This is a genomic window from Flavobacterium sp. HBTb2-11-1 (assembly GCF_009826975.1).
Lineage (GTDB): Bacteria > Bacteroidota > Bacteroidia > Flavobacteriales > Flavobacteriaceae > Flavobacterium.
On the sequence record NZ_WUMO01000008.1, the window covers coordinates 104,706 to 126,529 of the forward strand.

General features: G+C 35.1%; 20 protein-coding genes, 1 tRNA gene and 1 pseudogene. 11 read left to right on the forward strand and 11 right to left on the reverse strand.

Annotation, left to right across the window (positions count from 1 at the left end):
• Positions 1-282: 282 nt before the first annotated feature.
• Positions 283-1,881 (forward strand): DUF6377 domain-containing protein, encoded by a 1,599-nt coding sequence (locus tag GR162_RS17910; protein ID WP_066034187.1) that lies wholly within the window; start codon positions 283-285, stop codon positions 1,879-1,881.
• Positions 1,882-2,006: 125 nt separating this feature from the next.
• On the opposite strand, the gene GR162_RS17915 is transcribed toward GR162_RS17910, so the two are convergent.
• From GR162_RS17915 to GR162_RS17950, 9 genes are all read right to left on the reverse strand, one after another.
• Positions 2,007-3,230, reverse strand: a complete 1,224-nt coding sequence (locus GR162_RS17915) for a sterol desaturase family protein (RefSeq protein WP_160783232.1) — start codon at positions 3,228-3,230, stop codon at positions 2,007-2,009.
• A 297-nt stretch (positions 3,231-3,527) separates the two neighbouring features.
• A complete protein-coding gene (locus tag GR162_RS17920) occupies positions 3,528-4,814 on the reverse strand; it encodes a Glu/Leu/Phe/Val dehydrogenase (protein ID WP_170830266.1) in 1,287 nt (428 codons plus the stop codon).
• A gap of 450 nt (positions 4,815-5,264) precedes the next feature.
• Positions 5,265-6,119, reverse strand: coding sequence for an EamA family transporter (locus GR162_RS17925; RefSeq protein WP_160783233.1), 855 nt, complete (start codon positions 6,117-6,119; stop codon positions 5,265-5,267).
• 101 nt (positions 6,120-6,220) lie between these two features.
• Positions 6,221-7,684 (reverse strand): magnesium chelatase, encoded by a 1,464-nt coding sequence (locus GR162_RS17930; RefSeq protein WP_160783234.1) that lies wholly within the window; start codon positions 7,682-7,684, stop codon positions 6,221-6,223.
• Between the two features lie 132 nt (positions 7,685-7,816).
• Complete coding sequence (locus GR162_RS17935; RefSeq protein WP_160783235.1) at positions 7,817-8,935, reverse strand: VWA domain-containing protein; 1,119 nt, start codon at positions 8,933-8,935, stop codon at positions 7,817-7,819.
• Between the two features lie 106 nt (positions 8,936-9,041).
• Entirely contained in the window at positions 9,042-9,422 is a 381-nt protein-coding gene (locus tag GR162_RS17940; RefSeq protein ID WP_160783236.1) for a YchJ family protein, read from the reverse strand.
• On the reverse strand, positions 9,412-9,645 hold the full coding sequence (locus tag GR162_RS17945; protein ID WP_008467808.1) for a hypothetical protein: 234 nt from the start codon (positions 9,643-9,645) through the stop codon (positions 9,412-9,414). Before GR162_RS17945 ends, GR162_RS17940 begins: the two co-directional genes overlap by 11 nt.
• Before the next feature lie 105 nt (positions 9,646-9,750).
• Positions 9,751-9,897, reverse strand: a complete 147-nt coding sequence (locus GR162_RS22185) for a hypothetical protein (RefSeq protein WP_202393965.1) — start codon at positions 9,895-9,897, stop codon at positions 9,751-9,753.
• Complete coding sequence (locus GR162_RS17950) at positions 9,897-10,439, reverse strand: hypothetical protein (RefSeq protein ID WP_160783237.1); 543 nt, start codon at positions 10,437-10,439, stop codon at positions 9,897-9,899. The genes GR162_RS22185 and GR162_RS17950 overlap by 1 nt, the downstream gene beginning before the upstream one ends.
• An 87-nt stretch (positions 10,440-10,526) precedes the next feature.
• On the opposite strand from GR162_RS17950, the gene GR162_RS17955 reads away from it, so the two are divergent.
• From GR162_RS17955 to GR162_RS17975, 5 genes and pseudogenes are all read left to right on the forward strand, one after another.
• On the forward strand, positions 10,527-10,772 hold the full coding sequence (locus GR162_RS17955; protein WP_160783238.1) for a hypothetical protein: 246 nt from the start codon (positions 10,527-10,529) through the stop codon (positions 10,770-10,772).
• A 441-nt stretch (positions 10,773-11,213) separates the two neighbouring features.
• On the forward strand, positions 11,214-11,654 hold the full coding sequence (locus GR162_RS17960) for a KTSC domain-containing protein (RefSeq protein ID WP_160783239.1): 441 nt from the start codon (positions 11,214-11,216) through the stop codon (positions 11,652-11,654).
• Between the two features lie 263 nt (positions 11,655-11,917).
• Positions 11,918-12,679, forward strand: a complete 762-nt coding sequence (locus GR162_RS17965; RefSeq protein WP_160783240.1) for a DUF4369 domain-containing protein — start codon at positions 11,918-11,920, stop codon at positions 12,677-12,679.
• A gap of 18 nt (positions 12,680-12,697) precedes the next feature.
• Positions 12,698-13,084 (forward strand): annotated as a pseudogene (locus GR162_RS17970) (TlpA family protein disulfide reductase); the annotation flags it as partial.
• Positions 13,085-13,538: 454 nt separating this feature from the next.
• A tRNA-Tyr gene (locus tag GR162_RS17975) sits at positions 13,539-13,619 on the forward strand.
• Between the two features lie 397 nt (positions 13,620-14,016).
• Here the strand turns inward: GR162_RS17975 and GR162_RS17980 are convergent.
• Both GR162_RS17980 and dinD read right to left on the reverse strand, forming a co-directional pair.
• Positions 14,017-14,457 carry a hypothetical protein gene (locus GR162_RS17980; RefSeq protein WP_160783241.1) on the reverse strand — a complete coding sequence of 147 codons (441 nt, stop codon included), beginning with the start codon at positions 14,455-14,457 and terminating at the stop codon, positions 14,017-14,019.
• A gap of 45 nt (positions 14,458-14,502) precedes the next feature.
• Positions 14,503-15,351 (reverse strand): DNA damage-inducible protein D, encoded by an 849-nt coding sequence (gene dinD, locus GR162_RS17985; RefSeq protein ID WP_160783242.1) that lies wholly within the window; start codon positions 15,349-15,351, stop codon positions 14,503-14,505.
• A 237-nt stretch (positions 15,352-15,588) separates the two neighbouring features.
• Here dinD and ppsA point away from each other — a divergent pair, with 237 nt between their 5' ends.
• The 5 genes from ppsA to GR162_RS18010 all read left to right on the forward strand — a co-directional run bounded on the left by ppsA (position 15,589) and on the right by GR162_RS18010 (position 21,823).
• Positions 15,589-18,021: a phosphoenolpyruvate synthase gene (ppsA, locus tag GR162_RS17990; protein ID WP_160783243.1), complete on the forward strand. Its 2,433-nt coding sequence runs from the start codon at positions 15,589-15,591 to the stop codon at positions 18,019-18,021.
• Between the two features lie 97 nt (positions 18,022-18,118).
• Positions 18,119-19,306, forward strand: coding sequence for a PAS domain-containing sensor histidine kinase (locus GR162_RS17995; RefSeq protein ID WP_160783244.1), 1,188 nt, complete (start codon positions 18,119-18,121; stop codon positions 19,304-19,306).
• Complete coding sequence (locus GR162_RS18000; protein ID WP_160783245.1) at positions 19,303-20,352, forward strand: response regulator; 1,050 nt, start codon at positions 19,303-19,305, stop codon at positions 20,350-20,352. The genes GR162_RS17995 and GR162_RS18000 overlap by 4 nt, the downstream gene beginning before the upstream one ends.
• Before the next feature lie 114 nt (positions 20,353-20,466).
• Complete coding sequence (locus GR162_RS18005) at positions 20,467-20,919, forward strand: Hsp20/alpha crystallin family protein (protein ID WP_160783246.1); 453 nt, start codon at positions 20,467-20,469, stop codon at positions 20,917-20,919.
• A 73-nt stretch (positions 20,920-20,992) separates the two neighbouring features.
• Complete coding sequence (locus GR162_RS18010; protein WP_160783247.1) at positions 20,993-21,823, forward strand: ATP cone domain-containing protein; 831 nt, start codon at positions 20,993-20,995, stop codon at positions 21,821-21,823.
• The last annotated feature ends 1 nt before the right edge of the window (position 21,824 follow it).

The window sequence follows — 21,824 nt, forward strand, 5'->3', positions numbered from 1 at the left end:
ATTTTTAAATGGTAAAAATGACAATATGTAAAATAATAAGTATATTTTTTTTACTATGTATATATATAACCACTTTTTATTGTATAATTGCAAATAATTTACCTGTTTTTAACATTTACAGCTTATTTTCACCTTGAAAATCCCCTTTAAAGCGATGTTATTAAACATTTTACAACACTTAAAAAAACAGGTTTAGCTTAATCTCAAACTTATTCTTATTTTTAAAACCTATTAACTAATTATATCTATCAACCAACCTTTTTCCCTAAACCAAAACAAATCATGCAAAGAATATGGATGCTGTTTTTCTTCCTAGGCATTTTTTCTCTTACTGCAAAAGAGACAAATCCTTATTTAGAAGAATTAGATCAAGCGCTCTTGAAAAAAGAGGTTTATCTGAAACAGAAATATCGAAAAATTGAATCTTTAAAGAAAAATATATCAAAGTTTACCCTTAGTCAGAATAATGAAGAACTATACAATTGCTATATGTCATTGTTTGACGAATACAAATCTTTTAAATATGATTCGGCGTATTATTATTTAGATCAGGCAAAAATCAAAGCAAAAGTTTTAAAAAACCCAAAACATTTAGCCAAAAGCCGAATAAAAGAAGGCTTCGTCCTCCTTTCTTCTGGACTTTTTAAAGAAGCAATTGATACTTTAAATGTGGTTGATGAAAGCCAATTAGAGATCAAAAATAAATTTGAATATTACAGCATCAAAGCGCGTGCTTATTATGATTTGGCCGATTATAGCAGTGATCAGCGTTTTAATATTCATTATATACAGCAAGGAAACCATTTTCTTAAAAAAGCTTTAGAATTAATCGGAACAAATACCAATGAATATTGGGCGGCAGAAAGTTTGAAACGCTTAAAACAACAAGACTGGAGAGGCGCCGAATTTGCTTTCAGCTATTGGATTAACAACTATAATCTGCCTCCAGACTATTATGGAATCGCAACTTCGAGCCTTGGTTATATTTATTCCGAAAGAGGTTATACCAAAAAAGCCATTCAATACCTGGCTCTCGCCGCAATTGCCGATGTTAAAAATGCTACGAAAGAAACCGTAGCGCTTCGAAATTTAGCCAACGAACTCTTTAAAATGGGTTATTTGGATAAAGCAAACGAATACATCAACATCGCAATGGATGATGCCACTTTTTATAATGCAAGACATCGAAAAATTGAGATTTCGTCCATTTTACCTATTATCGAAAAAGCACAGCTAAATAATGTAAAGGATAAGAATGATAAGCTGGAAAAAATTATTATTCTTTTGACAATCTTAACGGTCATTATTTTTGTTTTTCTCGGCATTATTTTCAAGCAATTAAAAGAAAAAAACAAAGCGAGAAAAATCATGGCCGATTCGTATTTGCAATTGCAGGAAATGAATGTGAGTTTGAGCGAAGCCAATGCAATTAAAGAAGAATATATTACTTATTTTATCAAAGCTACTTCGGCTTTCATCAATAAAATAGATCATATCCAGAAAAGTACGCTTCATAAAATCATCACCAAAAAAACAGATGAAGTTATTGCGAGTTTGAAACGCTATAATGTAAAAGAAGAACGAGAAAACCTGTTCCATCAGTTCGATGAAATCTTCTTGAAGCTGTTCCCTACATTCGTAACGGATTTCAATAAATTATTCCCGAACGATCATAAATGCATTGTCAAAAAAGGCGAGCTTTTGAATACCGAATTACGAATTTTTGCTTTATACAGGTTAGGAATCCAAGACAGCAGTCAAATGGCTGAATTTCTGGAACTTTCTGTAGCTACCATTTACACGTACAAAACCAGAATTAAAAGCAAATCTGATTTTAAAGATACTTTTGAGCAGAAGATTATGGAGATTAAGACAATCTAAGCTGCTAAGTTTTTTTTTAGCCACGAATTCACGAATTTTTATTGAAAATGATACGTGAAATTTGTAAGCAACAATTACGCGAATAGATATTAAAAAATAATTCGTGAATTCGTGGCTAAAAAAAGTTATTCCCCTGATTCCAATTGCAAAATGGTATTTTGATAAATGGTACTTAGTGAAAACAATTGTTCTGCAAAAATCATAGCAGCAATCGGAACAAAGAAAAATGCGATTAAATCTTCTTCATATAAAAAGTAAGTCGAAATCATCGCTAACCTAGTATATTCAAGATAATAAATCCATTTTCGTTGTTCTAATAGAGCTCCGCAATTGATTAAGGTTATAATTACTAGTGAAAGCACAAAAACTTTATCATACAATTCCAAATAATCAAAATAATAAGTGAAAACAGTTAAAATAAGCGTGCAGATTCCTAACTGTATATAAAGGTAATTTTTAAATCGAAGTCTCTGATTTGGAGCTGCTTTATCTTGCAGAAAACGTTTCTCGAGAATCGGACGAATATCTTGATCCATATCGGCTGGACTTCCGAAAACGGCATTCCATCTGGCTTTAAATCCGCTGGAGCGTTTCCATAATTCGTAGATTTCGAAGTAATAATGAAAATGCTGCCACAAGAAACTATAGCTTTTCAGCGGATGCGTTAATCCGTATTTTGGTTTTTCTTCTTCAGTCTGGAAAGTTCCAAAAAGACGATCCCAAAAAGTGAACATATCGCCATAGTTTTTATCCAGATATTTTTCGTCAGAAGCATGATGCACTCCGTGAACAGAAGGCGTTACAAAAACATATTCCAACCATTTTATTTTTCCGATGAGCTGGGTATGCGTAAAAAAAGAGTAAGCGCCATGCACAATCAGCATGGTAATTACCATACTTGGATGAAAACCGATTAAAGGCAGCACACACCAAAATCCCGTTCTGATGATAGCTTGAAATGTAGTAATTCTGGCCGCAGCCGTAAAATTAAATTCTTCACTGTGATGATGAACAATATGTGCCGCCCAGAAAAAATTGACCTCATGGCCTAATCTATGATACCAATACCAGACAAAATCAGTAGCTAGAATTAGTGCAAACCAAACCAAGGCATTGCTCGGAATCTCAAATATTCTATAATCGTCATAAATCAAATAATACAACTGATAAAAGCTGGCCGCAACAAATAGGTTAATCAAACGTTCTGCAATTCCGATGGAAATATTGGAAACGGAACTTTCATAATTAAAAATTTCAGGCCTTTTTCTGCGTTGGGCAAGCTTATATTCTAAAAACAAAAAAAGAAAAAAGGCCGGCATAGCAAATGCTAGAAAATTGATGTTTTTCATTTATGTGATGCTTTTCGATTCTAAAAATTATGTTGGGTAATATAATTTTAACACATAAGAACATAGATTTTTATTGTTCTTCCTCTTCTTGAGATTACAAAAAAAGCAAGCTTTAACATATAGCTATGTGTATTTAAATTAGTGAAACGCCTTTATATAGACTAACAAAAACTATACTTCTATGTGTTTAATAATTTTCTTTTAATAATCAAACGAAAAAGACATTTCCATCAATTCCGTTTTTAGCAGACAAAAAACGTAATCAACGAAAATGATCTTTTACGAAGTAAACCTGATTTAATTCTGCTTAAACAAAGGAGCTTCCAAAGCCACTTCTTTTACCGATTGTGTTTCAGCTACTTTTTTCAAAGCAATAATGTAAGCAGCAATACGAGGCGTTACATTGTGTTTTACTGCCACTCTAAAAACAGTTTCAAAACCTTTTTCTAATATATCCTCCAGACGTTTATTAATCTGATGGATTCTCCAAGACTCCAAAAGCGAATTCTGAAGCCATTCGAAATAAGAAACGGTCACACCGCCTGCATTGGCTAAGATATCAGGAACAACTAATATATTTTTATCATGCAAAATCTGATCTGCATCTGAAGCAACTGGGCCATTAGCACCTTCAACAATAATTCTGGCTTGAATGTCGCCTGCATTTTTGTGCGTAATAACATCTTCTTTAGCAGCTGGAATTAAAACATCAACATCCAAAAGCAATAAATCTTCATGTTTTATGGCAACTGAATTTGGATATCCTTTTATGGTTTTGTTATTCAGATTGTAATACAAAATCAGTTCAGGAATATTAATTCCGTTCGGATTATAAAATGCTTCAGAAACATCGCTTACTGCTACAATTTTCACTCCTTTTTCATGCAGAAATAAAGCAGAGTGTAATCCAACATTTCCAAATCCTTGAATTGCTGCTGTAGCTCTTGCCGGTCTGATTTTTAATTTTTGAAGCGCCAAAATCGTAATGATGCTTACGCCTCTTCCCGTTGCTTCTACTCTACCTAAAGATCCGCCAGAATGAAGGTGTTTTCCTGTAACTACAGCATGAATTGGTCTTCCATGCAGTATTGAAAACTCATCCATCAGCCAGCCCATTTCGTCTGGACCTGTTCCCATGTCTGGTGCAGGAACATCTTTTTCTGGTCCGAAAATATCAGCTAAAGCTTTGGTGTAAGCTCTTGTAATTTTTTCTAATTCAGTTTTAGAATGGTTTCTAGGATCGCAAATAATGCCGCCTTTTGCTCCACCAAATGGAATTCCAGTTACAGCAGATTTCCAGGTCATCCAGGCGGCAAGTGCTTTTACCTCATCCAAATTAACACCGGTATCATAACGGATTCCTCCTTTTGAAGGTCCTAAAGCGGTATTGTGAATCACACGATATCCTTCAAAATTTTGAACGTTTCCGTTATCTAAAGTGATAGAAAAGTTTACCGTAATTTGTTTTTCTGGGCGCTGCAGTTTTTGTTTAATAGATTCATCTAAATTCAAAATATCTGCAGCGATATTAAAGCGATCAATCATAGATTGAAACGGATTGTGTTTTATAATTTCTGAGCTCATACTATATAGTTTTTAGGTTTGGGTTATTTTTTTATGTTTATCAACCTTCTCTCTGAAGATTGTGTCTATTTTATACTGTCTCCTAGTTGTAACACGGAATCTTGATGAGGCAGCGGCGCATCAAAATTTTCATATTTCTGTTGGTTCTCATATCTTGATTTTTTAACGATTCAAAAAAAAGCCTTTCATGGTGCAATGAAAGGCTAAAAAAAAAAATAACTAACAAGTACTTTCTCTATTAACGCCATTTCAAAACGTGATTCATCATGCAGCACATCGCAAAGCAGCATGGAAAAGACGTTCTTATATTTTGACTATAGTTTTTCATTGTTGAGACAAAGCTACAAAATTATATTTATAAATTCTATAGAATTAGTAGAGTTAATTTAAAACATTTTCAATTTACTTACAAAAACAGCTGTAAATTAAAGGATTATAAACTAAAAAAAATTACTGCAATTGCGATAAAAATATAAAAACAACCGCTATAAGAGCTAAAAACAGTCCCAAAATATTTATTTTAGATAGTTTTTCTTTGAAGAAAAAAGCGCCAATTAGAGTTCCTAAAATAATTACCCCCATATTCATTCCGGCAAAAACTGTCGATGGATTTTCTGAAAATGCTTTATGCGCTTTTAAATAGAATAATATATTCCCGAAGTTGAAAATTCCAACCAATATTCCGAAAGGAATGCTTTTTAGAACAAAATTTTCTTTCGCTACGAACAGCTTATACAGCACGATTACAATAGAAATGGCAAAAGCAATTAAGAAAACAAAAAATAAAGATGTTGTATAAGGAACTACAGTATACAAAGCTATTTTCTTAAAAAGAATGTCTATTATTCCAAAACCAAGTAAAACTGTTGCTGGATAAATCCATTTATTTTCTGCGTTATCTGATGGCTTTTTTAAGATGAATAAAAGTGCCGCAAAGCCAACTAAAACTCCAATAACTTTATAAGTATTAAATCCTTCATTAAATAACAGCCAAGCCGCCAAAATCGGAATAAATAAAGACAATCTTTGTGCAGCATCTGTTTTTGCAATTCCCATATATTTTATAGAAAGTGCTAGAAACAGAAATAATATTGGAAGTAAAATTCCAACAGAAGTATAAATTTCTAATGGTGCATTATGATCTAATGCATTTAGATCTGGCGTAAATGTAAAGTAACAAAGCGTAATCGCGGCGATGTAATTGAACGAAATAATCTGTGACGGATTAGCATTATATTTTCTAGAAATTTTGAAAATAACACCAACAATTACACTGCAAAGAATACTTAATATAAGGAATAACATAAATTTATTTTTGGATTGTAAAAGTAGCTATTGTAAAATAAAAAAGTCCAGCCGGTTTAAAAAAACCAGCTAGACCAGATTAAATTTTTAATATTATGTTTTTAAAATTTACTGATATAACTTCCGTAAATATCTCTAAACTGATTTCCTTTTGCAAAACGATCTTTGCTCAGTTTTTTATATTCAACCAATCCCCAAAGAATGAATTCTTTCATAAAATAAACATCTTCTTTTGCTAATTGTGGCTGGTATTTTTTTAATAATTCATCTAACGGCGTTACTTCATCTAGAATATTTTTGTATTCCTTGTCTGAAGCATCATCCAATAATTCGAAACCACTTTCTGCGAAAAACCATTCAACAATATCTGAATATGGCGTTTTTTCGTCTGGTTTTTCTAATTTTTCAATTTTAGGGAAATATTCTGGGAATAAGGCTCGAATCGCAGACCCAATCAGACTTTCAGCAACAACATTGGCTCCCTCCTGCTCTCCTTCGTAAACCAATTCTACTTTTCCTGTAATAGCTGGAATGATTCCGATAAAATCTGATAAACGCAAAGTGGTTTTATCTGCTCCAGAAATCAAAGCTCGGCGCTCTGCTGTACTGATTAAATTCTCGAATGCCGTAATGCTCATTCTGGCACTTACACCACTTTTATTATCGATATATTCGCTTTCACGCGCTTCAAAACTGATTTGCTCTAAAATATCTCTAGCCAAACTTGGAACGTAAACAACATCAGTTTGGTTTTGATCTAATTTAGATTCTTGTTCTGTGATGGTTCTTGCAATTTCAATGCTTTCTGGATAATGCGTTAGAATCTGAGAACCAATTCTATCTTTTAAAGGCGTTACAATACTTCCTCTATTGGTATAATCTTCTGGATTTGCGGTGAAAACAAACTGCATATCTAAAGGCATTCTTAATTTGAATCCTCTAATCTGAATATCGCCTTCTTGCAGAATATTGAATAACGCAACTTGAATTCTTGCTTGCAAATCTGGCAATTCGTTAATTACAAAAATACAGCGATTCGCTCTCGGAATCATTCCGAAGTGAATTACACGATCGTCTGCATAAGACAGTTTTAGATTGGCTGCTTTTATCGGATCAACATCTCCGATTAAATCAGCAACCGTAACGTCTGGCGTAGCCAGTTTTTCGAAGAAACGCTCACTTCTGTGCAACCACGCAATTGGTGTTTCATCTCCTTTTTCTGCAATTAAATCTTTTGCAAAACGAGAAATAGGATGTAACGGATCGTCATTAATCTCTGAACCTTCCACAAACGGAATGTATTCATCTAATAATTCGACCATTTTACGAGCCAAACGCGTTTTTGCCTGTCCGCGAAGTCCCAGTAAATTAATATTATGACGAGATAAAATTGCTCTCTCCAGCTCAGGAATCACAGTATTTTCGAATCCGTGAACACCTTCAAAAACAGGTTTCCCCGATTTGATTTTCTCGCGAAGATTATTTCTCAATTCGTCTTTAATGCTTGTACTTTTATATCCAGCGGCTTTTAATTGACCTAATGTCTTTACAGTATTTATTTCCATTGTGTTGAAATGTAATTTTTTATTTTATTTTTTTTCAAAAGGCAAAGCATTTTGTCTTCACTTTGCGTAGACGCACTGCAGTGCGTCTCTACAAAAAACCTTTGAACCTTTGTCCCTCAGAACCTCTGTCCCTTATTTAATCCTTTTCTTCCTATTTGCTTCATAATCTTCAAAAATCATTTCACCCAAACCTTTAATTCCGGTATAAAATGCTTTTCCTTGATTGGCTTCTGTAAACTGATTCACAAAACGTTGCAAATACGGATCTCTCGCAATCATAAAAGTAGTAATCGGAATATGAAGTTTTCTTGCCTGTTGCGCCTGAGTATAACATTTATCGACAATGTATTCATCCAAACCGTTACTATTCATATAATAAGAACCATCTCGCTCACGAACGCAACTTGGTTTTCCGTCAGTAATCATAAAAATTTGCTTGTTCGTATTACGTTTTCTGCGAAGAATATCCATCGCCAATTGCAAACCAGCAACTGTATTGGTATGATACGGACCAACTTGCAAATACGGTAAATCTTTAATTGGAATTGTCCACGCATCATTGCCAAAAACCAAAATATCTAACGTATCTTTTGGGTATCTTGTTGTGATTAACTCAGCCAACGCCATGGCAACTTTTTTCGCAGGAGTAATTCGGTCTTCACCATATAAAATCATACTGTGGCTAATATCGATCATCAAAACCGTGCTCATTTGAGCTTTGTACTGAGCATCTTCTACGATCAAATCGTTTTCGGTAAGCATAAAACTTTCTACACCATTATTGACTTGAGCGTTTCGAAGACTTTCAGTCAAAGAAATCCTTTCTAAGCTATCGCCAAAATTATATTCACGGAATTCTCCTGTGTGTTCATCGCCGCTTCCAGCATATTTTGTTTTATGATTTCCGTTTCCAGATTTTTTCAAGTTTCCAAAAATCTGATCTAACGCTTGCTGTCTTATCGCTCTTTCCGTTTTTGCTGTAATGCCAAAACCAGAACTTCCATCACCTTTTACTTCATCTCTGATGTACCCTTTTTTCTTCAGGTCTTCGATAAAATCGTCAATAGTATAATTTTCGTCGGTAAGTTTATATTCTTTGTCCAGTTCCCGAAGCCAGCTGATTGCTTCATCAAAATCGCCCGAAGTATGGGTGATCAGCTCTTTAAAAATCGTAAAAAGTTTGTCAAACGGAGACTGAAAAGGAGCTTCGTAAGTCTTAAAATAAAAGCCTTTTTTAAATTCTTTTTTCATAAATCTAAAATTACATCTTTTTGGAATTATGAAAAACGAAACATTTATTAATTTTTAGTTAAAATATCTAACCAAAAATCTCAACTAACAGTGTTAGATATAATAATTATTCAAACTTTCCATTCAAATAATACCAAGCTTCATTTTCGAATTTAAAAGCAGAAAATTCATAATGCACTTGCGGTTTATTATTAGAATCTAAAAAATTAGCTTTGAATTCTACTGTGTTTTCTGAAAAGCTCAGAATTTCTAATTTCTGCCATTTATTAGAAACTGCCCATCTTAAAATTTCAGTCTTTGAATAATACTTTCTTTCCGAAACATAAGTAGTTTCCATCAAATAATCGGCATTGTGAGTTGCATATGCCGAATATCTGGAACGCATTAGAGACAATGCTGAAGGCGCTTTTTGACTGCCATTTAGATACAATCCACAGCAGTTTTCAAAAAGCAATCCTGTATCGCAGAAACATTCTTTATTCTCCATCTACGGGTTCTTCTCCATTAATTTTAACATGAAGCTGATTTAGCAAAACTTGATAACGGGTAATTTCTCTCACTTCTTCATCCTCCTCAGCAAAATCAATCATTTCGTCTAATGTTTCACTTACTTCCAATAATTTGTTGTTTGCTTCTCTATCGTTTTTCGCAGCAATCAAATCAATGATTTCCTGTACGTTTGCTTTTAGGTTTTCGAATTTACTATTCATATTGTTTTTTTGTTGTTTTTGTTTCAGGTTTCAAGTTTCAAGTTTCAAGTTTCAAGTTCATTGCGTTACCTTGCAACGTAAAACTTTAAACCTGAAACAAATATTTTACTCTTCGTTTTTACTTTGGTTGAATTTCTTCACGATTTCTTTTAATTTTTCTTTTCGGGCAATTTCTGCTTGTTTGGCTTTTGCCTGGGCTTTGTGCAATTTATCGTTGTGCTTTTTGATGTTTTTTTCGTTATTGCGTCCCATTACACTTCTCTTTTAATTTGTTCCAAAGTTTTTTCCGTAAAAATCAATTCGTTGATAAGCTGTTTTCGCAAATCATCAATATCATCATAATCAAAATGTTTTGCCCAGTTGGTCAGCTGTTGCAGGTTTCTAATCTGTTTTAATCTTTTTGTGGTTTCAGCACTTGTTCTTAAAACTGCTTTTCCGTCATATTCGGGATTATTTTTATGCTGATAATTGGCTAGATTCTTTTCGAAATCGGCTTCAATATAATACAATTTATCAATTGCATTATCGGGATAAAATTCAGTCCATTTTGCAAAACCTATTTTAGTCTTCGATTCTGTTTCTGGATCCCGCGCAATCAAGCGCCATTTACTGTTTGCCAGTCTTCCCCAATGATTCGAAACGCGGTACATGCCTTCTTCCGTATAGTAATACGTGCTTCCAGCCTTACTTTCAAATTGTTTTTTCAAACCTTGAATCGCATCTGGAAGTACTTCGTTAAAGGTACAAAAGGTATTTTTAAAAGAATTAGGATGTGGCTTAAAGTTTTTCTGCATGCTGCAAATATACTCAGATTACGTCGAACTCCCTAAACCAAGCCTAAATTGCTTACCTTTGCTCCTTCAATTCAAAACAAAAAAATCATGTCTAAAGATTTAGAACAAAAAATGCCTCAAAAAGGAGTTTTTACCGGCATTATCGAAAAAGATGAAAATAATAATTATTTCTGCGGAGAATATCTTTTAGACTATAAAATGGTTCAAGCGAAATTTAATGTCGGCGATTGGATTACCATAAAATCTGTTATCGAAAACCCAAGCGACATGAGCTACAAACAATATCCTAAGAAATCTAGAAATTTCGATAAAGCGAATCACAAACCGGAATAAATTGTTTGTTTCAGGTTTCAGGTTTTTCTTGTTTTAAGTTGTTTGTTGGGACGTTTTTTTAAACCGCAAAAGTTGATTTTAACCGCAAAGGCTGCAAAGAATTACGCAAAGAACGCTAAGACATTTCTGCTAAAAGTTAAATAAGATCTAAATATTAAGTTCGCAAAGCTAAGTATAGACATAGCTTTGCGAACTTTTCATTTTAATGATTCTTAAAAAAACTTTGCGCACTTTGCGTAATTCTTTGCGTACTTTGCGGTAAAAAAGGCACCGTTAAAAACACTCAAAAAACTCCGTTAACATTTTAATAAACCAACTTTCCTGAATATTTTTTGCATCAAAACTGAAAAGTTAAAAAAAAGTGTACCTTTGCAAAAAATTTGTCGATTTGAACTAAAAAAGAACGATTTCAAACTAATAGACAAGTAGTTACCTTTATTTATGAAAAAAATAGTTGAATACCGCAAGTTACTAAACGTAGACAAAACTGCAGAATTAAAAGATTTAAAAACAATTTATCGTAATGCGATGAAAGAATCTCATCCTGATAAATTTGTTGGAAATGAAGCTGGTTTAAAAGAAGCAGAAGAAAAAAGTAAAACGATTATCGAAGCTTACCACTTTTTAGTAAGTATTCACCCTGATACTATCAAACTTAATTTACCTGAGTACACAGAAACAATTTCTACTTGCTCTATCACAGATTTTAAATTTGTAGAAGGTCGTTTAATTATTGACTTTTCTAACGGAAGTGTTTACGAATACATCAGTGTTCCTAAAGCAACTTATGTTAAAATGGTAAATGCAGATTCTCCGGCAAGATTTGCAAAAAGACATATTTTGAACTCTTTTACTTGGAGAAAGAAAACAAATCAAGAATAAGTTTTACAACGCTATATTTTATAAAAAAGCACTCTATAAAACGAGTGCTTTTTTTATGTCTAAAATTTAAAAAATTGAATAGAGATCACTCAAATATGTTCCACATTAAGAGTTTTTCATCAAATTACACCAATAAACACGCTGATTTTATGCATTTTAAGACTAAAAAAACTATAACAAAATTTTAGGTTACAAAATTCTGTATGTTTTATATTTTTAGATACTTTTGTCACACAAATCAATTAACTAATTAATTTTTTATAATGAAAAAAATACTTTTTGTACTTACAGCTTCTGCGGCTATCATTTCTTGCAGCAAAGTTAAAGATGGAGAATACCTTATTACAGGTACTGCTACAGGAATTGAAAACGGAAAAACTATCATCTTACAAGGTCAGGACCCTGCTACGAGAATGCCAGTTTCTCTTGATACAGTAAAAGTTGAAAACGGAAAATTTGAAATAAAAGGAAAAGTTACAGAACCAGCTTTCCACACATTAATTTTACAAGGTGCTAATGGTCCTATCCCATTCATCCTTGAAACTGGAGAAATTAATATTGCTATTGACAAAGATAGTATCCACAAATCTAAAATCTCTGGAACTTACAACAACGACGAGTATTTTGCTTTCATGGAAGAAATGAATAAAACTCAAAAAAGTTTAATTGATTTCCAAAAAAAGAACAACGAAAAAATGAAACAAGCTCAACAAGCGCAAGATACAGCAACTATCAATGGCTTGATGAAACAGTACATGGAAATTCAGAAAGAAGTACAAGAAAGCAGCAAAAAGAAATATTTGACTTATGCTGAAGGTCACCCAAAATCTTTCATTACAGCTTTAATTATCCAAAGTTTATTGAATGATCCAACAGCTGACATGAAAAAATTAGAAGGACTTTACAACGGTTTGGATGAGTCTTTAAAAAACACAGCTCCAGGAAAAGAAATCAAAACTAGATTTGGCCAAGCAAAAATGCCGTCTGTTGGTGCTACAGCTCCACCAGTAGGCAGCGCTAAATGAAGAGCAGATTTTTCGGCTCCAAATCCAGAAGGAAAAGTAGTTTCGCTTAAGGAAAGCTTAGGCAAAGTAACTATCGTAGATTTCTGGGCTTCTTGGTGCGGACCATGCCGACAAGAAAATCCTCATGTGGTAGCTCTATACAAAGAGTTTCATTCTAAAGGATTAAACATTGTTGGAGTATCGTTAGATAAAGATGCGGCAAAATGGAAAGAAGCTATCGCAAAAGACGGTTTAACTTGGACTCATGTTTCAAATCTTAAATTTTGGGACGAGCCTATTGCGAAACAATACAATGTTGAGTCTATTCCAGCAACTTTTATTCTAGATGCATCAGGAAAAGTGGTAGCTCAGGACTTAAGAGGCGCTGAACTTAAAGCAAAAATCCAAGAATTGTTAGCTAAATAATTCTACATTCAAAATAAAACAAAAAAATCTCCCTAGCGGAGATTTTTTTGTTTTGTGGCATATGTGTCATTCATAAAGTCAATCTTCATAAGGAAACAACTCTCGTTTAAATATCAATGATGTTTAAGGATAGAATAGATCCAATATAAAACAGTATCTAATAATTGTTTTTCCTTTCTAAATTTACTCAAAAGCCCAATAAAAATAATGGCTACAAGTTTTTATTGAATAATAAATCTATAGCGGAAAACCGTAAAACACAATAAGAATATTCTTATTTAATAAAATAAATTTAAAAAAACACAATTTAAATGTTTTTTATTTTATTCAATTCCAATGAATTAAAAAACAACCTTAAAATAACTTAAAATTAAGTCCTTTATTTGTTTGGAAATGTAGAAAACGTTCCTATCTTTGCAACCGCTTACAACAATAAGCGCAACGCTAGAGATTCGGGGAGATACTCAAGCGGCCAACGAGGGCAGACTGTAAATCTGCTGTGAAAACTTCGCAGGTTCGAATCCTGCTCTCCCCACGGAAAGGCCGAAAAGCCTGAAAATTTAAAGTTTTCAATTTTTTCAAAAAGCCACAAAAAACGTAATAGAGCCTGCAAATCGTGAAATTCGCAGGCTTTTTTGTTTTATTGCATTTTCAGACATTTTTATTAAATTTTGTAACCGTTGTTATAATCCATTTCTAATCCTAGCCTTGCAATTTATGTTGTTTCCCTAAGTGCCTGAAATTCATTTCTGCTTAATATCATTATGAAGATTCAAAAATCTTAAAGTAGGAAAACCAGACCTTTGATTAGCAAAAAGACTAACTATCTTAGGAGAATCATAACACAGCGATTATAAATCTCTTGCCGCAATATTCAGCACTCGGATAGGAATGTTGCCTCTTGGCAAAACAAATTTTGGCAATGCTACAAATCATCTAAAGTTGCCCAATGCCTTTTCAAGCATATATTTTTCCTGTATGCAGTCCTCTTTCAGTGAGTCAAGAGTGGATTCCAATGAAGGGTTATACTCTTCAATGTGAATGGCAAAATTTCTGGTATATTTTACTTTATTTCTAAAACGGTCAAGGTGCCGCTGAGCTTCCATAATATTTGTATTCATATACTCACGTTCATCTTGAGGACAAGAGTCCACGATCTCGCTCTGCTGTTGGATAAGATACTGCGCAGAATTCATTATGCTATCTGCCTCCTTATCCAATGAAAGCCATTTTTTAACCGTCTTGCTGTCTATGCTTGAAAGCTGGACCGAATTCGGATCACTGTCATTTTCGATAGAATCCATCAAATCCTTTTTCTGGCAGCAACATAATAAAAATGCACCAAGAGCAGGCAATATAATCTTTGTCTTCATATCTTGTTTTTAGATTTCACTTTCCGCATAACGTCTTGGACCTTATCAATCTTCTTTACTCTTTCTTGATGCCAATCCTTTTCCTCTTGTCGATTTGATATTCTCCAATACAGGAAGATTCTCTGGCAAGGCTTCACCCATTTGCTCGATGGCATGACGGGTTTTTAATCCTACTGCAAAATGGGTACTGTTGGCATCAATGCTATTTTTGGTGTCGCCTTTATTGAGCAGCTCAGCAGTCTGTTTTACTCGGAATAAATTCACCGCTAATTCAGTGCTATCCATATGATCCAAAATGTTCTCATTAGGGCCAAGTTCACTTATTTCCCGAATCGCTTTTGCATCCAGCCCTCCATAAAGACCACGGTATCCATGATTTTGAAATAACGCATAATCCTGCGGTTTTACGATACCTGCTTTACGCGCCAAGCCTGCAAGCTTAAGATTTTCCTTAGCCAGTTCATTTCGGAGAAAAAATCTCCTCTTCTTTAAAATTTTTAACGTATTGCTTTTTTGCATCCTATCAACTTCTGCAAATCGGGTCTGCGCTGCCATATAGGATTGTGCCACCGCAACAGGCTTTAAAACAGGATCGGCATTCTGTATGATAAGATAACAGGCATAACGTGACAGATTTACGTCATTATTTTCAGGAGCCTCCTTTTTTCTGTTTTTTTGTGCTTCACTTTGCTTAAAATGGAGTTCGTGACTCTGCCACGCATTCCGACAGGCTGTTTCAGCTTTTTCAATGACTTTTACAAATAATTTAAAATCAGTATAGCCCAAAAGGCCTGCAAATTGCTTTGCACTCCAAAATTCATTGCCGGCTTTGTCATATCGGCGTATTTTATCAAAAACCGATATACTTCTTTTTGTTGTTTTCTTTGTTTCCATAGCGCTGTGAAATGTATCCGTGACAGGATATGCATCTCCCGTCAGCTGTTTTAGCAATCATTGGTAAGGCAAATTTCATTTATAAATCAGCGCTGAAAAATGACCTTCATCACAAAAATGAAATCCGTTATCTTAAAATATAAAAAGGGCTGTGACAGCCATCATTTTGAGCCATACTGTGATATTCTACCTTTATTCCATTACAGTCCATAATACGACAATCTGATTTAACATAAAATGGAAAAACTTATCTTAAAATTTAGCGAAATTGGAATTGATGATATCAATACAGTTGGAGGAAAAAATGCCTCTTTAGGTGAAATATACAACAACCTCACTACTAAAGGAATCCGAATTCCTAATGGGTTTGCCATTACCACTAAAGCATATAAATATTATATGGAATACAACAAACTCAGGGTTCCGTTGCAGGAACTGCTTGCCTCCTTAGATTCGTCTGGATTTACCAATTTAACAGAAATTGGATCAAAAGCAAGAAAGCTGATCCTTCAGGGTAGATTTCCTTTGGATTTGGAAGCCAGCATAACGGCGGGTTATAATTCCTTATCGAATGATAAAAAAAGAGATTTTGCCGTAGCGGTTAGAAGCAGTGCAACGGCAGAAGACCTCTCTAATGCGAGTTTTGCAGGACAGCACGATTCTTATCTCAACATAAAAGGCAGCGTTGCTTTAATTTATGCGGTGAAATGCTGCTTTGCCTCGCTTTACACAGATAGAGCCATTAAATACAGACACGATAAAGGATTTGATCACAACAAAGTTTTTCTTTCTGTAGGAATACAGCAGATGGTGCGTTCCGACTTGGGCTGTTCCGGTATAGGTTTTACCCTTGAGCCTGAATCGGGCTTTCGCGGCGTAGTCCACCTTGCCGGCACATGGGGACTCGGAGAAACAATTGTACAAGGTACTGTCACACCTGATGAGTTTATCATATTTAAACCTTCTCTTAAAAACAGCAGGAAAGCGATTCTGCAGAAAAATCTCGGAAGCAAAAGCAAAATGCTCGTTTACAATGAGAATGCATCAGGCACCAATTCTACAACTCTAAAAATAACGCCCAGAAAATACAGCGAGAGTTTTGTTTTGGAGGACTTAGAAATAGAAAACCTAGCAAGATGGGCAGTAATTATTGAAGATTACTATCAAAAACCAATGGACTTTGAATGGGCCAAAGATGGATGCAGCGGCGAACTTTACATCATCCAGGCAAGACCCGAGACAGTCCACTCCACTACCCGACCATTGTCTGTCAAATCTTATACATTACAAAATAAAGGACAAGTGCTCACTACGGGCGAAGCAGTTGGTCAGGCCATATCAGCCGGCATTGCAAGGGTATTGCATTCTCCAGCAGAACAAGAATTGGTGCAGGAAGGAGATATTCTAGTAACAGATAATACCAGTCCTGACTGGGATCCAGTGCTGAAAAAAGCAGCAGGAATTATTACCAATAAAGGAGGAAGAACAAGCCATGCTTCCATTGTCGCCAGAGAACTGGGAACTCCTGCGATCGTAGGAACATCCAATGCCACACAGGCAATTAAAAATGGCGATTATATTACTCTGAGCTGCGCAGAGGGTAAAACCGGCTATGTATACAGAGGCAAACTTCAATTTATTTGTTCAAGTACAGAACTCGATACTCTCCCTCTGCCAGAAAAACCTAAAGCGCAACTTATAATTTCTGAACCGGAAAGAACTTTCGAACTTGCTTTATTTCCCAATGATGGTGTTGGACTGCTGCGTTTGGAATTTATTATTACTCATAATGTAAAGATCCATCCTATGGCTCTGGTCCATCCAGAAAAAATTACTGATCAGAAACAAAAATTGGAGATAGAAAAATTGACCCGGAATTACCCTGTCAAAAAAGACTACCTAATAGACAAGCTCACTCAGGGGATTGGGGTAATTGCAGCAGCTTTTTATCCTAAGGAAGTCATTGTCAGGATGAGCGATTTTAAAACCAATGAGTATGCAGGACTCTTAGGCGGTTCCGCTTTTGAGCGTCTGGAAGAGAATCCTATGCTCGGGTTTAGAGGAGCGTCGCGTTATTACCATGAAAACTACAGAGAAGGTTTTGAGCTTGAGTGCAAAGCTCTTAAAAAAGTGAGAGACGAAATGGGGCTTACAAATGTAAAACTGATGATCCCTTTCTGCCGCACACCTGAAGAAGGGAAAAAAGTCATCGCGATTATGAGGGATTACGGGTTAAAGCAAGGTGAAAACGGCCTTGAAATATATGTAATGGCTGAAATACCCTCAAATGTTATTCTTGCGAAAGAATTTGCCGAAATTTTTGACGGTTTTTCCATAGGATCCAATGATCTTACACAGCTTACCCTTGGCATTGACCGTGACTCAGCAATGACAGCGCCTCTTTTTGACGAAGAGAATCCCGCCAGCAAAAAGTTAATCAAAAAAATGATAAAAACCGCAATCAAAAAAAACAAAAAGATCGGTTTGTGCGGTCAGGCTCCGAGCGATTCAGCTTCTTTTACCGAATTTCTGGTAAAGGAAGGAATCGGAAGTATTTCCTTTAATTCTGATGCTTTGATCAATGGCATTAGAAATATAAATACGGCTGTGAACAAGAATGCTGCAATGGCACACAAAAATTCCAAAGCAAAACCGGAAAATCCGATTTAGACAGAAAAAAACACTTCGAATCGAGCATTTAAAAAAGCCATATCATTGAAAATCAAAAACTTTTAACGATATTTGCTATTGAGTAATTCCATTGGCAATGAAAAATCAGGCACTGTTAAATGCCATAATTGAAAATGCAATAGACGGCATTATTACAATTAATGACAAAGGTATTGTAGAGTCGATAAATCCTTCGGCGTGCCGGCTTTTTTTGTATGAACCCAACGAGGTAATAGGCCAAAATATTTCGATACTCATGCCCTCTCCAGACAGGGAAAAACATGACTCTTACTTGGAAAGTTATCTATCTTCAGGAATTCCGCATATTATCGGTTATGGGCGGGATGTTCTGGGACGAAAAAAAGACGGCAATATATTTCCCTTCCGCCTCGGAGTAAGTGAAGTCAAATTTGAAAATCAAAGAATTTTTGCAGGTTTTATACACGACCTCAGCCATCAGAAGGAAGCCGAAAGTCGGCTGATGCAGTATACCCAGCATTTGGAAGAGCTTGTTAAAGACCGGACTCTGATCTTAAATGAAACCATTGAGGCTCTGACAAACGCTAAAGAAGAAGTAAGCACTACATTGGAAAAGGAAAAAGAACTCCATCAGATCAAAAGCAGGTTGCTATCAATGGCTTCGCACGAATTCAGAACACCTTTAAGCACCGTACAGCTTTCCGCTTCCTTACTTCAGCGCTACTCAGAAGAGCTGGGCCATCCTAAAATCGATGCGCATATAAGAAAAATCAAAAGTGCCGTTTCCAATTTAACTGCAATACTGGATGATTTTCTGCTTCTTGAAAAAGCAGAAGCCAATAAAATAACGCTCCAGATTTCTTGTTTTGATCTTCAGGCATTCATAAAAGAGATAATAGGAGAACTTAAGCTGCTGACCAAAAAAAAACAGAAAATAATCAGCATCCCAAATAACGAAATCACATTAGTAAAACTCGACAAGAATCTGCTTAAAAACTGCATTATAAATCTAGTATCCAATGCAATAAAGTATTCAGGCGAAGAAACCGAGATTGAAATTTGGACCACTTTTGACAGCAGTAAAATTACCATCAATATAAAAGATAACGGTATAGGCATACCTGAGGAAGATCAAGAACATCTGTTTGAAGCTTTTTTTAGAGCCCACAATACAGGGACAGTTCCAGGCACTGGTTTGGGGCTTCACATTGTATCGCGTTATGTAAAAATTATGAACGGCTCAATATCTTTTAAAAGCGCTGTTAATAAAGGAACCTTATTTATTATTGAATTGCCACGTTTATGAGTAAAGTACTTATCATTGAAGATAATGAACACATTAGAGAAAATGTAGTTGAAATACTTGAACTTTCAGGCTATGAAGTATTTGATGCAGAAAATGGAAAAAAAGGCGTTGAAATTGCCTTGAAAAACATTCCCGATATTATCCTGTGCGATATTATGATGCCTGAACTGGATGGTTACGGCGTGCTTCACATCTTGCAGAAAAATGCCCAGACCCAGGCTGTTCCCATAATATTTTTAACTGCAAAAACTGAAAGAGCGGATATAAGAAAAGGCATGGAGCTTGGCGTAGATGATTACCTCACAAAGCCATTTGACGATCTAGAACTTTTGAGGGCTATAGAAGCCCGCCTCAAAAAAAAAGATGCACAGCAACTTTTCTACGGGCATACGTCCGAAAATCTCAAGACAATTATTTCCAGAGAGGATGGACTTTTAAAACTTAAAGAAATTATGCTGGATCGAAATTCGAGAAAGTATAAAAAAAACCAGTATATACACTGTGAAGGCGATCATGTAGGAGGAATATATTATATTATAAGCGGTAAAGTCAAGACTGTAAAACTTACCGAAGAAGGTCGTGAACTTATTACGGGCATTTACAAAGAAAATGACTATCTAGACATCAGCATTTTATTTACAGGCAATCTCTACCTCGATACAGCAATTGCGATGGAAGATACTGAATTGAGTTTTCTTCCCCTTGAACAGCTCGACAAATTGCTATTCCTATACCCTGACGTTGGCACCAAATTTATAAAGATTCTCTCCAAAGACATGAGGGATAAAGAAACACGTCTTTTACAGATTGCCTATATGTCTGTCAGAAAAAGAATTGCACAGGGAATTGTACATTTATTACAGCAGCATAGCAGGGACGGCTCTACAATAAAATTCAGCAGGGACGATCTTGCCGCTTTTTCAGGTACCTCTCCAGAAACAGTCAGTCGCACTCTTACTGATTTTAAAGAAGAGGGATTAATTGAAAAGACAGCTGGCACTATCCATATTCTGAATTTAGAAAAACTGAGTAAAATTAGAAATTGATTTTTAATGACCAGCATCACTTTTTCAGCTGATCTGCCTCATTCTCCGGCTTTCTAATGTGTAGTACTTTTGAGTCATTCATTTCAGAAATGTTCAACTTAAAATTTTTAAACAATGACAACATTAGTTCCAACACAGAAAAAAAACAGCTCTCAACTGAGCGTTTTTGACGATTTTTTCAGCAGCCGTTTTCCTGATTTTTCTCCATTTTTCAGTTTTGGCAATCAAAATGGAATATTCACGGCTCAAGCAAATATAATTGAAAACAGTAATGATTTTGAAATAGAAATCGCCGCTCCAGGTTTTAAAAGCGAAGACTTCAAAGTAGAAATAAAAGACGGAGTCTTACATGCAAGTGCAGAAAAAGAAGAAGAATCTGAAGAAGAAAATAAAAATTTCAGAAAAAAAGAATTTTCTTTCAGTTCTTTCAGCCGTGCCTTTGTGCTTCCTGAAAATATAAACTCAGATAAAATTGATGCCAAATATAAAAATGGGGTATTAAAACTGGCACTGCCCAAAAAGAAAAGCAGTACTGCTAAACCTGTACAGCATATCAAAGTGAACTGATTCTGAAATCAGGATGACTCTGGCAGCCATCCTGATTTTACAGTAGTAGATAATCTTAACCAAACTGTCTGTTATGAAAGTTACTAAACACTCAGGGCATATTGTACCGTTTGACAAATCCAAACTAAAGCTTTCACTTCAAAAATCGGGTGCTGCTCCTGCCCTGATAGAACAGACTTTACAGCTTATCGAAAACCAGCTTTATGACGGCATCACTACAAAAGAAATATACAAACTAGCTTTCTCAACCCTAAAAAAAGCTTCAAATGGGCATGCTGCCAGATATAATCTGCGGTATGCCCTACAGCTGCTTGGGCCTGATGGCTTTTTCTTCGAAAAATTTATTTCGAGACTATATGGTGCAGAAGGATTTCAGACTAAAACGAATCTGGCGCTACAGGGAAAATGTGTCTCACATGAAGTTGACATTGCTCTTAAAAAAGAAAATAAAATCTGGATGGTGGAATGTAAATTTCACAGTAGCAGAGAGAGCGCTTCGGATGTAAAAGTTCCAATGTATATATTATCGCGTTTCAATGATCTTAAAGCACGGCAGCATACTCTTTTCTCTGGAAAGGAAACTTTCAGCTCCTGCATCTTGGTAACCAACAACCGTTTTACAAAAGATGCTGAAACTTTTGCAGTCTGTTCTGGAATTGAGCTTTTGAGCTGGGATTTTCCTAAAGACAACGGCATTAAAAACAAAATAGACCAAGGAATGCTTTATCCTGTTACCTGCCTCACAACCCTCTCTCTTGTTGAGAAAGAAAAACTGCTTATTTTGAATCAGACACTGGTCAGGGATATTGTCAATGACTCTAAAAATCTTTCAATAATAGGACTGAGCGAAAACAGGATCAGAAATGTATTAAAAGAGGCTTCGCAAATTTGTAACTTTATTTAAA

Bases quoted from the DNA above. Each gene is read 5' to 3' on its own strand.
- GR162_RS17940 (WP_160783236.1), bottom strand. From the start codon at position 9,422: ATGGAGAATAAAGAATGTTTCTGCGATACAGGATTGCTTTTTGAAAAC.
- GR162_RS17910 (WP_066034187.1), top strand. From the start codon at position 283: ATGCAAAGAATATGGATGCTGTTTTTCTTCCTAGGCATTTTTTCTCTT.
- GR162_RS17995 (WP_160783244.1), top strand. From the start codon at position 18,119: ATGAAAAATCAGGCACTGTTAAATGCCATAATTGAAAATGCAATAGAC.
- GR162_RS18005 (WP_160783246.1), top strand. From the start codon at position 20,467: ATGACAACATTAGTTCCAACACAGAAAAAAAACAGCTCTCAACTGAGC.
- GR162_RS18000 (WP_160783245.1), top strand. From the start codon at position 19,303: ATGAGTAAAGTACTTATCATTGAAGATAATGAACACATTAGAGAAAAT.
- GR162_RS17920 (WP_170830266.1), bottom strand. From the start codon at position 4,814: ATGAGCTCAGAAATTATAAAACACAATCCGTTTCAATCTATGATTGAT.
- GR162_RS17960 (WP_160783239.1), top strand. From the start codon at position 11,214: ATGAAAAAAATAGTTGAATACCGCAAGTTACTAAACGTAGACAAAACT.
- ppsA (WP_160783243.1), top strand. From the start codon at position 15,589: ATGGAAAAACTTATCTTAAAATTTAGCGAAATTGGAATTGATGATATC.
- GR162_RS17935 (WP_160783235.1), bottom strand. From the start codon at position 8,935: ATGAAAAAAGAATTTAAAAAAGGCTTTTATTTTAAGACTTACGAAGCT.
- GR162_RS18010 (WP_160783247.1), top strand. From the start codon at position 20,993: ATGAAAGTTACTAAACACTCAGGGCATATTGTACCGTTTGACAAATCC.
- GR162_RS17925 (WP_160783233.1), bottom strand. From the start codon at position 6,119: ATGTTATTCCTTATATTAAGTATTCTTTGCAGTGTAATTGTTGGTGTT.
- GR162_RS17965 (WP_160783240.1), top strand. From the start codon at position 11,918: ATGAAAAAAATACTTTTTGTACTTACAGCTTCTGCGGCTATCATTTCT.
- GR162_RS17980 (WP_160783241.1), bottom strand. From the start codon at position 14,457: ATGAAGACAAAGATTATATTGCCTGCTCTTGGTGCATTTTTATTATGT.
- GR162_RS17955 (WP_160783238.1), top strand. From the start codon at position 10,527: ATGTCTAAAGATTTAGAACAAAAAATGCCTCAAAAAGGAGTTTTTACC.
- dinD (WP_160783242.1), bottom strand. From the start codon at position 15,351: ATGGAAACAAAGAAAACAACAAAAAGAAGTATATCGGTTTTTGATAAA.
- GR162_RS17915 (WP_160783232.1), bottom strand. From the start codon at position 3,230: ATGAAAAACATCAATTTTCTAGCATTTGCTATGCCGGCCTTTTTTCTT.
- GR162_RS17945 (WP_008467808.1), bottom strand. From the start codon at position 9,645: ATGAATAGTAAATTCGAAAACCTAAAAGCAAACGTACAGGAAATCATT.
- GR162_RS17930 (WP_160783234.1), bottom strand. From the start codon at position 7,684: ATGGAAATAAATACTGTAAAGACATTAGGTCAATTAAAAGCCGCTGGA.
- GR162_RS22185 (WP_202393965.1), bottom strand. From the start codon at position 9,897: ATGGGACGCAATAACGAAAAAAACATCAAAAAGCACAACGATAAATTG.
- GR162_RS17950 (WP_160783237.1), bottom strand. From the start codon at position 10,439: ATGCAGAAAAACTTTAAGCCACATCCTAATTCTTTTAAAAATACCTTT.